This is a genomic window from Rahnella aquatilis CIP 78.65 = ATCC 33071 (assembly GCF_000241955.1).
Lineage (GTDB): Bacteria > Pseudomonadota > Gammaproteobacteria > Enterobacterales > Enterobacteriaceae > Rahnella > Rahnella aquatilis.
Window position 1 is genome coordinate 4,063,226 of record NC_016818.1, and the last position, 13,980, is coordinate 4,077,205.

Consider the following 13,980-nt stretch of genomic DNA (forward strand, 5'->3'; position numbering starts at 1 on the left):
TTCACCGTACCTTCAGCGTCGCCAGGCCAATCAGCACCAGCATCAGCGAAATAATCCAGAAGCGCACAATGACGCGCGGTTCCGGCCAGCCTTTAAGTTCGTAGTGATGATGAATAGGCGCCATACGGAAAATACGCTGCCCACGCAACTTAAAGGACCCAACCTGCAGGATGACCGACAGTGTTTCGACAACAAACACACCGCCCATAATCACCAGTAAAAACTCCTGACGCAGCAGCACGGCGATAGTTCCCAGTGCGCCACCCAGAGCCAGAGAACCTACATCGCCCATGAAAACCTGTGCCGGATAAGTGTTGAACCACAAGAACCCAAGCCCGGCGCCAACAATGGCGGTACACACAATCACCAGTTCACCCGCATGGCGCAGATAGGGAATATGCAGGTAGCTGGCGAAATTCATGTTGCCGGTCGCCCATGCCACCAGCGCAAAACCCGCTGCGACGAAAACCGTGGGCATAATCGCCAGACCATCCAGACCGTCCGTCAGGTTTACTGCGTTACTGGTACCAACAATCACAAAATAGCTCAGCAGGATATACAACAAACCCAACTGCGGCATGATGTCTTTAAAGAACGGCACCACCAGTTCAGTCGCAGGGGTATCTTTACCAATGGCATACATGGTGAAGGCCGCAGCCAGCGCAATCACGGACTGCCAGAAATATTTCCAGCGGGCAATCAGGCCCTTGGTGTCTTTGCGCACGACTTTGCGGTAGTCATCGATAAAGCCCACCACGCCGTAACCCAGCAAGACGAACAGGACACACCACACGTAAGGGTTGGACGGATAAGCCCACATCAATACGGAAATCGTGATAGACGCCAGGATCATCAGGCCGCCCATCGTGGGTGTACCACGTTTACTGAAATGTGATTCCGGGCCGTCGTTACGGACAATCTGACCAAACGACATTTTCTGCAGACGGGCAATCATGCGAGGCCCGATCCACAACGACAGGAACAAAGCGGTCAGCAGGCTGACAATGGCGCGAAACGTCAGATAGGAAAAGACGTTGAAGCCGGAATAATATTTGACCAAGTGTTCGGCCAGCCAAACTAACATGTTGCATTCTCCTGTAACGCGCGTACTACCTGCTCCATTGCGGCACTACGTGAACCTTTAATCAAAACGGTAATTACCGCATGTTCAGACAGTAAGCTCGTTAAACGGGCCGTCAGGGCTGCCTTATCTTTCAGATGTTCACCACACCCGCTGACATCACTGATGATGCGGCTGTCATGACCAATGCTGAAGACCTTATCGATGCCTGCATTACGGATAGCCTCGCCAACCTGACGGTGGCAACTTTCGCTTTCAGCACCCAGTTCAGCCATATCGCCCACCGCCATCACGCGGTATCCCGGCATCTCCGCCAGCACCTGTGCGGCAGCAGTCATTGAACCCACATTCGCGTTGTAGCTGTCATCGAGCAAGGTTTTGCCCTCGCTGATGACGATCGGGAACAAGCGTCCTTTTACAGATTGCAGTGTTGCCAGACCGGCGCGCACGTTGTCCAGTGAAGCGCCGACAGACAACGCCAGCGCAGCCGCAGCGAGTGCATTAGCGATATTGTGTCGGCCCGGAACCGGCAGCGAAACATCAATGCTGCCCTGAGGAGAATGCAGGGTGAATGCGGTATTCAGCGGGCTGATTCTGACATCTGAAGCACTGAAATCGACATCAGCAGCCTGCAGCGGAGAGAAGCGCCAGACCGTTTTGCCGGTCAGCTTGTGCTGCCAGTTTGCCCAGTCATTGTTGTCCGCATTAATCACGGCAATGCCATTTTCCGGCAGGCCTTCGAAAATCTCGCCTTTCGCACGGGCCACACCCGCAAGGGAACCGAAACCTTCCAGATGTGCGGCTGACAGGTTATTCACCAGGGCCGTTTCAGGCCGCGCCAGCGCAGTGGTATAGGCGATTTCCCCCGGATGATTCGCGCCCATTTCAATGACAGCAAAATCATGCTCTGCCGTCAGACGCAGCAATGTCAGCGGAACGCCGATGTCGTTATTGAAGTTACCTGCGGTATACAGCACATTGCCGCACTCACGCAAAATTGCCGCAGTCATCTCTTTTACAGAAGTCTTGCCGGAAGAACCGGTCAGGCCGACAACGCGCGCAGGTACCTGCTGACGCACCCAGCCCCCCAGTTTTCCGAGCGCAATACGCGTATCAGCAACCACTAACTGCGGAACGTCCACCGGTAAGCGCTTACTTACCAGTAAAGCCCCTGAACCGGCTTTGACGGCATCAGCGGCAAAATCGTGGGCATCAAATTTTTCGCCTTTCAGCGCAACAAACAGACAGCCTTCGGTGACCTGACGGGTGTCCGTCGTCACGCTGTCGATTTGGGTATCGGTACCGATAAGCTCAGCGTTGAGCGCATCCGCCAGTGTTTGCAGGGAAACGCGGATCATGCGATCACCCCCAGCAAACGTGCGACCGTCACGCGGTCGGAATAATCGAGACGCTGATTGCCGACAAGCTGGTAATCCTCATGTCCTTTACCGGCAATCAACACCACATCCTCTTCTTTCGCCTGCATAATCGCGCTGGTGACTGCTTCTGCGCGGCCATGAATTTCCTGCGCGCGCCCGGCATCAAGCAGGCCGGAGAGAATATCGGCAACAATTGCGCGAGGCTCTTCGCTGCGGGGATTATCATCGGTAACAATCACGCGGTCAGCGTATTGCTCAGCAATACCGCCCATCAGCGGACGTTTACCTTTATCGCGATCGCCGCCGCAACCAAATACACACCACAGCGTGCCACGACAATGCAGACGGGCTGCCGCCAGCGCTTTTTCCAGTGCGTCAGGGGTATGGGCATAATCCACCACCGCGGTAGGTTTACCCGGCGCATTGAAAACTTCCATGCGGCCACAAACCGGTTGTAGCTGAGAGGCTGTCGCCAGTAATTGCGCCAGCGGATAATCGAGGGAAAGGAGCGTTGCCAGCGCAACCAGCAGGTTGCTGACGTTGAACGCGCCCATGAGGCGACTCTCCAGATTGCCTTCACCCCAGCTTGAATCGATATTTACGGTCGCGCCGTTGTCGTGATAATTCACGCTGCGCGCCACCAGCCAGCGGCCATTCCAGCCTGCCGGGATTTTGTCTTCCATGCTGACCGCAATTGCGCCCGGCGTTTTCGTCAGCCAGCGCGCTCCGACGTCATCGTCAGCATTAATGATTTTCTGACCGACATGATGCGAGGAGAAAAGCTGCCATTTGGCGTCTTCATAATTTTGCATATCGCCGTGGTAATCAAGATGATCACGGCTCAGGTTGGTAAATGCGGCAGCGGCAAACGGCAGTGCAGCAACACGATGCTGAACCAGCCCGTGGGAAGAAACTTCCATTGCGGCAAAGGTTGCCCCCTGTTTCACCAGATCAGCCAGAATGTGCTGAACCTGTACGGCAGAACCGGTGGTGTTTTCCGCCGGTACCACGCTATCCAGCAAGCCATTGCCCACAGTGCCCATCACGGCACTGGTTTCGCCCAGCAACTGGCTCCACTGCGCCAGCAATTGCGTGGTCGTGGTTTTGCCATTGGTGCCTGTTACGCCAACCAGACGTAATTCTTTGCCCGGTTGCTGGTAAAAGCGTCCCGCCAGCTCTGACAGCAGAATATTAAGATCCTCGAGATAAACTACCGGTACACCATGCATCTGGCAGACCGTTCCATGCTTTTGTTCACCCTTTGCCTCGGCCACAACGGCAGCGACGCCCTGGGCAATTGCCTGGGGAATAAAACGACGCCCGTCACTGGTATGGCCTGAAACCGCGACAAACAGATCGCCGGCAGCCGCAACGCGGCTGTCGAGAATCATGTCTTTTAGCGCTACCGCCGGGGCATCACTCACCCAGGGCGCTAAGATGTCGCGCAAATTACGATCTGCCACCTGAAGCCTCTTTTTGATTGTTCACTATGTCTGCGTTTTCATCGGCAGTCAGCGCATCCGGTTCAACGTTCATGGTGCGCAATACGCCGCCCATGATGGCGCCAAACACCGGTGCGGAAACGGCCCCACCGTAATATTTCCCTGCCTGTGGGTCATTGATAACCACCACAAGGGCAAATCTTGGATTGCTTGCTGGCGCAACGCCTGCGGTATAGGCAATGTATTTGTTAACGTATTTTCCGTCCGGACCGACTTTTTTCGCGGTACCGGTTTTAATCGCAATGCGGTAACCCTTGATGGCGGCTTTCACGCCACCGCCGCCAGGCAGTGCCACGCTTTCCATCATATGCACGACGGTACGCACCAGCGGTTCAGGGAAGACGCGCTCGCCGGAAACCGGCGGATCAACTCGTGTGATCGACAATGGGCGATAAACGCCCATGCTGCCGATTGTTGCGTAGACTCGCGCTAGCTGGAGAGGTGTCACCATTAGCCCGTAGCCGAAAGAGAAGGTGGCCCTCTCTATGTCAGACCACCGTTGTTTTTTAGGGTATAAGCCACTGCTTTCTCCGACCAGCCCCAAATTGGTCGGTTTTCCCAATCCGAATCGCGAGTAAGTATCTACCAGCTCAGCGGATGGCATCGATAACGCCAGTCGTGAAACACCGACGTTACTCGACTTCTGCAAGATACCCGTAACGGAAAGCTCCGCGTAACGGGCTACATCTTTAATCTCATGACCATTAATCCGGTACGGCAAGGTATTCAGCACGCTGTTCTCGCGCACCACGCCATTTTTCAGCGCCGTCATCACCACCATCGGTTTCACGGTGGAACCCGGTTCGAAGATGTCGGTGATGGCACGGTTACGCATCACGTCTTTTGGCGTATCCGGCATGTTGTTCGGGTTGTAGGACGGGCTGTTGGCCATCGCCAGGACTTCACCGGTTTGCACGTCGACCAGCACCGCAGTGCCCGACTCCGCTTTGTTGAATGCCACGGCGTTGTTAAGCTCGCGGTAAACCAGCGCCTGCAAACGTTCATCAATGCTCAGCGCCAGATTGTGTGCCGCCTGGCTATCTACGGTAGAAATATCTTCGATGACGCGCCCGAAGCGGTCTTTACGAATGGTACGTTCGCCCGGTTTACCGGTCAGCCAGCGGTCAAAACTCTTCTCAACGCCTTCAATGCCTTCACCGTCGATATTGGTGACGCCAATAACATGCGACGTCACCTGCCCGGCCGGGTAATAGCGGCGGGATTCCTGACGCAGGGAAATCCCCGGCAGTTTGAGTTTACGGATATATTCACCGACCGCAGGATTGACCTGGCGCGCCAGATAGACGAAACGCCCATTTGGATTGGCAGTAATACGGGAAGAAAGTTGGGCAAGAGGCATGTTCAGCGCATCGGCCAGCGCTTTCCATTTGGTATCGGCGCTGATACCGCCGCGATCGCTAATTTCTTTCGGATCAGCCCAGATGGCATTAACCGGTACACTGACCGCCAGCGGGCGGCCAGAGCGATCGGTAATCATGCCACGGGACGTTGGAATGGTTTGTACGCGAAGGGAGCGCAGATCACCCTCTTTCACCAGCTTATCCGGATTAATCACCTGCAGATACGCCACACGCAACATCAGGCCAACCAATGCCAGCAGGATACAGGCGCACAACAACGCAAAACGCCAGCTGATAAAGCTGGCTTGATTTTCGGGACGCTTTAACTTCGCGGTGCGTGTTGCTTTCATTCGCTGCCTGTATTCTCCGTGGGCATTTTAAGGCTGAACCACAATTATTTCTTGAGATGGATCAACGTGTTGCATCTGCAATTTCTCCGTTGCGATGCGTTCTACCCGGCTGTGATCGCCGAGGGCATTCTCTTCAAGGATCAGGTTGCGCCATTCAATGTCCAGCGCATCTCTTTCCAGGACTAATTGTTCGCGCTGAGCCGTCAGCAAACGCGTACGGTGAGCGGTAGTGACCACTAAAATTGCGCTGACCAAAACGGCGATCATCAAAATTAATGGGATTTTGCCGTTGCGAAGGATATCGCTGGCGATCACTCCCACGAGTCCGTGGCGTTCGTTGCCTATCACGCTGTTGTTCTCTCAGCAAAACGCAGAACAGAACTGCGTGCCCGCGGGTTTTCGGCCACTTCAGCCTCAGAGGGCATCATTTTCCCGACTGACTTCAGTGAACGTCCGCCCAGTTCCGCGATTTGCGCTTCCGTCATCGGGATACCGGCCGGCACCTGCGCACCACGGCTATGCTGGCGGATGAAGCGTTTCACAATCCGGTCTTCCAGCGAATGGAAGCTGATCACAGATAAACGACCTTCAGGTGCCAGAATTTCCAGCGCGCCATCCAGCGCACGTTCAATCTCTTCCAGTTCACTGTTGATGTAGATACGGATCGCCTGGAAGCTGCGCGTGGCCGGATGCTTGTGCTTCTCGCGAATTGGCGAGGCATTAGCGATCAGATCCGCCAGCTCTTTGGTCCGGCTCATCGGCAGTTCGCGGTTACGCTCAACGATCGCGCGTGCAATACGTTTGGCAAAACGCTCTTCACCAAACGTTTTCAACACCCAGGCAATATCTTCGGCTTCAGCTTTCATCAACCATTCAGCTGCTGAATAACCGCGGGTAGGATCCATACGCATATCCAGAGGCCCGTCACGCATAAATGAGAATCCACGTTCAGGATCGTCAAGCTGAGGAGATGAAACACCTAAATCCAGGAGGACGCCGTCGATCTTGCCTTCGAGACCACGATCCCGCACATAGTCAGCCAGATCAGAAAAAGGTCCGTGAACGATAGAAAAACGAGGATCAACAATAGATTCTGCGGCTTTGATCGCCTGTGGATCACGGTCAATCGCCAGCAAGCGTCCGTCCGGCCCAAGCTGGGACAGGATCAGACGTGAATGGCCACCACGGCCAAAAGTTCCGTCTATGTAAATGCCGTCCTGTCGAATGTTGAGACCGTTAACGGCTTCATCCAGCAAAACGGAAGTGTGTTTGTAGTTTTCAACCATGCTTATAATGACAAGTCCTGTAATCGGTCAGAAAGGGGTTCCTGAGACGATTGTTCAGCGTCGATGTCTTCCTTAACTTGTTGATACCAGGTCTGTTCATCCCACAGTTCAAACTTATTGAACTGCCCAACCAGCATCACTTCTTTTGCGAGCCCGGCATGCTGACGCAATGTTGTTGCAATCAGCAGACGCCCGGCGTTATCCATCTGACATTCACTGGCATGCCCCAGTAAGAGGCGCTGAATACGGCGCTCAATAGGGTTCATGCTCGACAGACGGGACAATTTTTGTTCGATAACTTCCCATTCAGGGAGGGTGTAAAGGAGGAGGCATGGGTGATGGAGGTCTATGGTGCACACCATTTGACCTTGCGATTCTTCGCTCAGCAAATCCCGATAACGGGTGGGTACGGCAAGTCGCCCTTTGCTGTCGAGGTTAACCATCGTCGCGCCACGAAACATGACCGCTCTACCCCTCTGTGACCCTTTCCACCACTTTCCCCCACAAATTCCCACAGAAAAGAGTTTACGGATGGTTTTAAAACCTTGTCAAGCCAGAGCAGAGACGGTTTGGCAATATTTACGCAGCGACACAAATGCTTAGCGCAAGGTGATGAGGTTTTTTAGAGAGGGGATAGAAAATAACGTCATGATTAGTTGAAGAAATTTCGGAGGGTTAATAATTTCGTTTAAAAAAAAACCAAACTGAACATTATTTAACTATTTATATTCTTCTGCTACCTAACTCTCATTTCCTGACCGTTTTGCCTTAACAAAAATCATTTTCAATTTTTTTCTGGCTGTCACGTCTAAATCAACATCATTTTACATGCCAACCCGCATGGCATAAGCCTTTGGGGAGTTTCAAAAACCATCAGTCATGCAGTAAACCCATGCTGCTGGAAATTAAGCGGGGAATTCTACAGCACTTTTATGGGGAGCATTAACGTATTTTAGAAATTGATGGGAGGATTTATATCTGCGGGAGAAAGGATAAAACATTTGTTAATAATTCAGCAGGCTGGGAATGCTCCTAAATTACCCTTTCAATCGTCAGGGGAATTTTTGTAATTGATTCCCCGGGCGGATAAGCCAAATAACCCAAAATTTTTAAGGATAATCTCAAAAGGGAAAGTGACGGGTAACAGCAGGGATACCCGTCCGATGATTATTTTCGGCTCAGGCGACCACGGCGGAACAAATTACGCCGGATACGGGTCAGCCCGGCTTTCGGCTTCTTAGGTTCATCCAGACAGGCCAGAACCAGTTCCAGCACGCGTTCAGCCACATCGCGGTGACGCTGCGCCACGGCCAGAACCGGGCATTCAAGGAAATCGAGCAGCTCGTTATCGCCAAACGTGGCGATAGCCAGATCGACCGGTAAACGCCCTTCCCTTTTCAGCGTAACGTCCATTACGCCCTGCAACAACTGGAATGACGTGGTGAATAACGCCTGCGGCATCGGGTTTGTTTTCAGCCATTCGGCAAACACAATGGCCGCAGATTCACGATCATAAGCATTGGCATAAAGATATTTTGGCTGGCGTGGATCGTCAGCCCATGCCTGGCGGAAACCCTGCTCGCGCAGGAAACTCACGGAAAGCTCAGGCAACGCGCCGAGATACAATACCGATTCAGCAGGGAAGGTGCGCAGTTCCTGCGCCAGCATCAGTGCATCATCCTGATCGGCACCCACAACACTAATAAAGTGTTCGGGATCCAGAGCACGATCAAGCGCAATGATCGGGAAATCGTTATTGGCCCAGCGCTGATAGAAAGGATGTTCCGGTGGCAACGACGTGGAGATAATGATCGCATCTACCTGACGTTGCAGCAAATGCTCGATGCAGCGCATTTCATTGTCAGGCTGATCTTCAGAACAGGCGATCAGCAACTGATAACCCCGCTGACGGGCCTGACGCTCGAGGAAGTTAGCGATTTTGGTGTAACTGGTATTTTCCAGATCAGGGATCACCAGGCCAATAGAACGGGTACGACCGGCGCGTAAGCCCGCTGCCACCGCATTCGGGTGATAGTTATGTTCCTTCACGACAGCCATAACTTTTTCGACTGTCTTATCGCTGACACGATACTGTTTCGCTTTGCCATTAATCACATAACTGGCCGTTGTACGCGAAACGCCCGCTAACCTCGCGATCTCATCCAGCTTCACTGAGAAAACCCCTTAATAAAGATAATGCTTTATCTAACCGCAGAAGCCCCTGCCGGGCAAGGTGTTTTACCGAATCGCTTCACCTGACTCGCAAAAAAAAAAGCCCAACTCAAGAGTCGGGCTTTTAAATATCAGATAAGTTTCACATCTTGCTGATTATTTACACTTTAGCGCATGATTTTGTCGCCACGGGAAACACCCACGACGCCGGAGCGCGCAACTTCCACAATTTCAGCCACATCACGAATACTGGCTAAAAACGCGTCCAGTTTGTCACTGGTACCTGCCAGCTGAACGGTGTAAAGCGTTGCTGTCACGTCCACGATCTGCCCGCGGAAAATCTCAGTTGAACGCTTCACTTCTTCGCGGCCATAACCCGAAGCCTGCACCTTCACCAGCATGATCTCACGCTCAACGTGAGCGCCCTGCACCAGCTCGGTCACTCGCAATACGTCCACCAGCTTATGCAGTTGCTTTTCGATCTGCTCAAGGACTTTGGCATCGCCTACGGTCTGAATCGTCATGCGCGACAGCGTTGGATCATCCGTTGGCGCGACGGTCAGGCTTTCAATGTTGTAGCCACGCTGAGAGAACAGACCGACTACGCGGGACAATGCGCCCGATTCGTTTTCCAGTAATACTGATAAAATCCGGCGCATGATCAGGTCCTCTCCGTTTTGCTTAACCACATTTCGTCCATCGCACCGCCACGGATGTGCATCGGGTAAACGTGTTCTGTTTCATCCACGCTGATATCCACAAATACCAGACGATTTTTCTGTTCCAGCGCCAGCGCCAGCTTGCTTTCCAGCTCATCCGGTGTGCGGATAGCAATACCAACATGCCCGTAAGCTTCCGCCAGTTTCACAAAATCAGGCAGCGATTGCATGTAAGACTGGGAATGGCGGCCGGAGTAAATCATGTCCTGCCACTGCTTTACCATGCCCAGATAGCCGTTGTTCAGGTTCACGACGATCACCGGTAAATCGTATTGCAGCGCGGTTGACAGCTCCTGAATGTTCATCTGGATGCTGCCGTCACCGGTGACACAAATTACCGTTTCATCCGGCAGGCCGAGTTTTACCCCCAGCGCAGCAGGCAGGCCGAAGCCCATCGTGCCAAGACCGCCTGAATTGATCCAGCGACGCGGCTTGTCGAACTTATAATACAGCGCAGCAAACATCTGATGCTGCCCGACGTCTGACGTCACGTAGGCATCGCCTTGAGTCAGACGATGCAGCGTTTCAATGACCGCCTGTGGCTTGATCGTGCCGGTATTTTTGTCATAGCTCAGGCACTCACGCCCGCGCCAGTTCTCAATATTTTGCCACCAGTCACGCAGGGCATCGAATTCCTGCTTTTCGTCGCTTTGCGCCAGCAATTCGAGCATCTGAATCAACGTCTGTTTCGCATCGCCTACAATCGGAATATCAGCATTCACGGTTTTGGAAATGGATGTCGGGTCGATATCAATGTGCATAACCGTCGCATTCGGGCAGTACTTCGCCAGATTGTTGGTGGTACGGTCGTCAAAACGCACACCCACACCGAAGATCAGATCTGCGTTGTGCATCGCCATATTGGCTTCGTAAGTACCGTGCATACCCAGCATGCCGAGACTCTGGCGATGGGTGCCGGGGAATGCGCCCAGCCCCATCAGCGAACTGGTGACCGGCAGATTCAGTTTCTCCGCCAGTTGTAGCAGTTCAGCATCACACTCAGAATTAATCGCCCCGCCGCCGACGTACAGCACCGGTTTCTTCGCTGCCAGTAAAGTCTGGACTGCACGTTTGATTTGCCCGCGATGGCCTTGCACCGTCGGGTTATAGGAGCGCATCGCAACCTGATCAGGATAGGCGTAAGGCAGTTTAATCTGCGGATTCACCACGTCTTTTGGCAGGTCGACAACCACCGGGCCAGGACGGCCGGTAGAGGCAAGATAAAACGCTTTTTTCAGCACAGTCGGAATATCTTCCGCACGTTTTACCAGAAAACTGTGTTTCACCACCGGGCGGGAAATCCCCACCATGTCACATTCCTGGAATGCGTCATAACCGATCAGTGAACTGTGTACCTGGCCGGATAGCACCACCAGCGGAATGGAATCCATATAAGCCGTGGCAATACCGGTGATAGCATTGGTTGCGCCGGGACCGGAAGTCACCAGCACGACGCCGACGTCCCCCGTGGCACGCGCATAACCGTCAGCCATATGAACAGCACCCTGTTCATGTCTCACCAGCACATGATCTATCCCACCGACCGTATGCAGGGCATCATAGATATCCAACACCGCACCGCCGGGATAACCGAATACGTGCTTAACGCCCTGGTCGATTAACGACCGGACGACCATCTCGGCTCCTGACAACATCTCCATGGTTTTGCCTCCAGGCTTTTTGCTTCTTCTATAGGATGACTTTTGTTTCAGCTAGCTGTTCTATCAGCAGCGATTTCAATATAAACCGCTGAATTTTAGGACTTTCTATCGGGCTCACAAAACCCTGCTGTTCTTATTGGCGTTCAGGGATCTAACTCAGTACCTTAGCGTCAGAACCGAAGTCAGGCAAACGCCAAAAATTCTGAGCAGACAGGGTTTTATCGCCTCTCACTGCCTTCATTCTCCCGTTCGGGACAAAACACTGCCTGTAGGTACTAACCCGTCAGAAATATCAGGAAGGCCGGAAAAATTACAGTATTAAATTATGTCCATAGCAGCCATAAAACGAGGAAGGAAACCGGCGAAGGCACATACGCCGGTGATTCAGAAAGGAAAGAGGCAAAACGGGCAGGTGAAGCATTACTCCTGATAAAGCTGATCGATTTCCTTCTGATAACGGCTGAAAATGATTTTACGGCGCAGTTTAAGGGTAGGAGTCAGCTCGCCTGCCTCCATCGTGAAAGGTTTGGTCAGCAATACAAACTTTTTCACCTGTTCAAAACCGGCCAGATCATGCTGAATCTCGCGTAACTGGTGGGCAAACAGCGAGAGGATCTGCTCATTTTTCACCAGTCCCGTGCGATTCAGGTAATCGATATGATGCGCCTGGGCATAGACGTTCAGCACATCAAAATCAGGCACGATCAGCGCAGAAACAAAGTGCCGTTCATCAGCGATGACTGCCGCCTGCTCGATATAACGATCCTGCACCAGCGTGCCTTCTATACGCTGCGGAGCGATGTATTTACCGCCCGACGTTTTCATCAGATCTTTCAGTCGCTCAGTGATAAACACATTTCCCTGCGCGTCCATTTTCCCCGCGTCACCCGTTTTAAACCAGCCATCCGATGTGAAACTGGCGGCGGTTTCTTCGGGCTTATTGAAATAGCCGCGTAGCAATGTCGGGCCGCGAACCTGAATTTCATTCTCCTCGCCGATCCGTACTTCAATCTCAGGCAACGCCGTACCGACAGAACCGAAGCGAAAATCATGCTCCTCCCAGCAGGTGACCGTCGCGCATGTTTCCGTCAGACCGTAGCCGTATTTGATTTTCAGACCGAGTGATTCGAAAAACAGAATGACGTTATCATCCAGACTTGCACCGGCGGCCGGCAGAAAACGCAGATTGCCGCCCAGCAAATCGCGCAGCTTTTTCAGGACCAGTTTATCAGCGAGAAAATGCGCAGGCGTCAGCCAGAACGGATAACGCTCGCCACGGCGCTCGATCAAGAACTTCTCTTTGCCCTGCGCGACGGCCCAGTGGAAAAGTCGCTTTTTGAGGGTTCCCGCACGGGCGACTTTGTCGTGGATCGCGCTGAATACTTTTTCATAAAAGCGCGGGACCGCACACATTACTGTCGGTTTAATGGCCTGCAAAGCATCACGTACCCGATCGGTTTCGCGCAGGAAGACGTTTTGCGCACCGCAATGCATCACGAAAAAACTCCATGCGCGTTCAAAAACGTGTGCCAGCGGCAGGAAGCAAAGGGAAACATCATGCTCCGAAATACTCAGGCGTTTTTCATGTTGCCTAAGCTGCGTCGCCATGCTGCGGTAATCCAGCATCACGCCTTTTGCTTCCCCGGTGGTGCCCGAGGTATAGATGAGCGTGAACAGATCACTGAGGTCACGGGCATTCACCCGCACTTCGCGCTCGGCAGCTAAAGCAGCATTCTGGGGAACAATACCTGAAACATGCCGGGCAATCGGCACGCCACGTAAATCGACCTCATTGTCCAGCACCAGAATGTGTTTCAGTTGCGGGCAAAGATCACGCAAAGCCACCGCCGCGTCATATTGTTTCTGACCGACGACAAACAAAATACGGATATCAGCATCATTAAGAACATACGCAGACTGCGCGGGTGTATTGGTGGCATAAACCGGGACGGTGACAGCACGCAATTGCAGGATCGCAAGGTCTGCCGTCGCCCAGGCCATCGAATTATTCCCGCAAATGGCGATACGTTCCTGAACGCCCACTTGCTCCTGTAATAACACGTCGGATAAGGCATCCACTTTCTCACCCAGTTCACGCCAGGTCAGGGCAGATACTGCCGCTGGCGACCATTCGCGAAATGCAGTCTGTTCAGCACGGGTAATGATTTGCTGACGAAAACGGGTAATCAGATGGTAATCATTTAAGGTTGGATTCATTGGGCGTTTATACCGGCGTCCAGCGTAGTCAGTAAAGGGAGGGAGCTGACTGCATTGCTCTGTTACAAAGATTTAACGCAGTCTACCGGCAAATATTGCACGGCGAAATGAAATTGTAGGAACAACAGCAGCGTTTTGGAAAGATGACGCGGAATTTCTAAGATGAAAAAACCTGCAGAATTCTAACGAGGAGGAAAAATCCTGCAGGATAAAAAACCATCTAATAAAGAACAGACAGCTACTTTCTCTGCT

General features: G+C 52.7%; 11 protein-coding genes. All 11 read right to left on the minus strand.

Translation table 11 applies throughout. The features are described from left to right. Position 1: 1 nt before the first annotated feature. Positions 2-1,084 carry a phospho-N-acetylmuramoyl-pentapeptide-transferase gene (gene mraY / locus RAHAQ2_RS18435; protein WP_015698670.1) on the minus strand — a complete coding sequence of 361 codons (1,083 nt, stop codon included), beginning with the start codon at positions 1,082-1,084 and terminating at the stop codon, positions 2-4. After that, complete coding sequence (murF, locus tag RAHAQ2_RS18440) at positions 1,078-2,439, minus strand: UDP-N-acetylmuramoyl-tripeptide--D-alanyl-D-alanine ligase (protein WP_015698671.1); 1,362 nt, start codon at positions 2,437-2,439, stop codon at positions 1,078-1,080. The genes mraY and murF overlap by 7 nt, the downstream gene beginning before the upstream one ends. Continuing rightward, positions 2,436-3,923 (minus strand): UDP-N-acetylmuramoyl-L-alanyl-D-glutamate--2,6-diaminopimelate ligase, encoded by a 1,488-nt coding sequence (gene murE / locus RAHAQ2_RS18445; protein WP_015698672.1) that lies wholly within the window; start codon positions 3,921-3,923, stop codon positions 2,436-2,438. Before murE ends, murF begins: the two co-directional genes overlap by 4 nt. Beyond that, positions 3,910-5,673, minus strand: a complete 1,764-nt coding sequence (locus RAHAQ2_RS18450) for a peptidoglycan glycosyltransferase FtsI (protein ID WP_015698673.1) — start codon at positions 5,671-5,673, stop codon at positions 3,910-3,912. Before RAHAQ2_RS18450 ends, murE begins: the two co-directional genes overlap by 14 nt. A 27-nt stretch (positions 5,674-5,700) precedes the next feature. Further along, positions 5,701-6,021, minus strand: coding sequence for a cell division protein FtsL (gene ftsL, locus RAHAQ2_RS18455; protein WP_013577016.1), 321 nt, complete (start codon positions 6,019-6,021; stop codon positions 5,701-5,703). Further along, positions 6,018-6,959: a 16S rRNA (cytosine(1402)-N(4))-methyltransferase RsmH gene (gene rsmH, locus RAHAQ2_RS18460; RefSeq protein WP_015698674.1), complete on the minus strand. Its 942-nt coding sequence runs from the start codon at positions 6,957-6,959 to the stop codon at positions 6,018-6,020. The genes ftsL and rsmH overlap by 4 nt, the downstream gene beginning before the upstream one ends. A gap of 2 nt (positions 6,960-6,961) precedes the next feature. After that, positions 6,962-7,420: a division/cell wall cluster transcriptional repressor MraZ gene (mraZ, locus tag RAHAQ2_RS18465; RefSeq protein ID WP_015698675.1), complete on the minus strand. Its 459-nt coding sequence runs from the start codon at positions 7,418-7,420 to the stop codon at positions 6,962-6,964. A 706-nt stretch (positions 7,421-8,126) separates the two neighbouring features. Continuing rightward, on the minus strand, positions 8,127-9,131 hold the full coding sequence (gene cra, locus RAHAQ2_RS18470) for a catabolite repressor/activator (protein WP_015698676.1): 1,005 nt from the start codon (positions 9,129-9,131) through the stop codon (positions 8,127-8,129). A 167-nt stretch (positions 9,132-9,298) separates the two neighbouring features. Next, positions 9,299-9,790, minus strand: coding sequence for an acetolactate synthase small subunit (gene ilvN, locus RAHAQ2_RS18475; protein WP_013577020.1), 492 nt, complete (start codon positions 9,788-9,790; stop codon positions 9,299-9,301). Positions 9,791-9,792: 2 nt separating this feature from the next. Next, positions 9,793-11,511 carry an acetolactate synthase 3 large subunit gene (ilvI, locus tag RAHAQ2_RS18480; RefSeq protein WP_015698677.1) on the minus strand — a complete coding sequence of 573 codons (1,719 nt, stop codon included), beginning with the start codon at positions 11,509-11,511 and terminating at the stop codon, positions 9,793-9,795. Between the two features lie 420 nt (positions 11,512-11,931). Beyond that, on the minus strand, positions 11,932-13,728 hold the full coding sequence (locus tag RAHAQ2_RS18485; protein WP_015698678.1) for an AMP-dependent synthetase/ligase: 1,797 nt from the start codon (positions 13,726-13,728) through the stop codon (positions 11,932-11,934). Positions 13,729-13,980 lie beyond the last annotated feature (252 nt).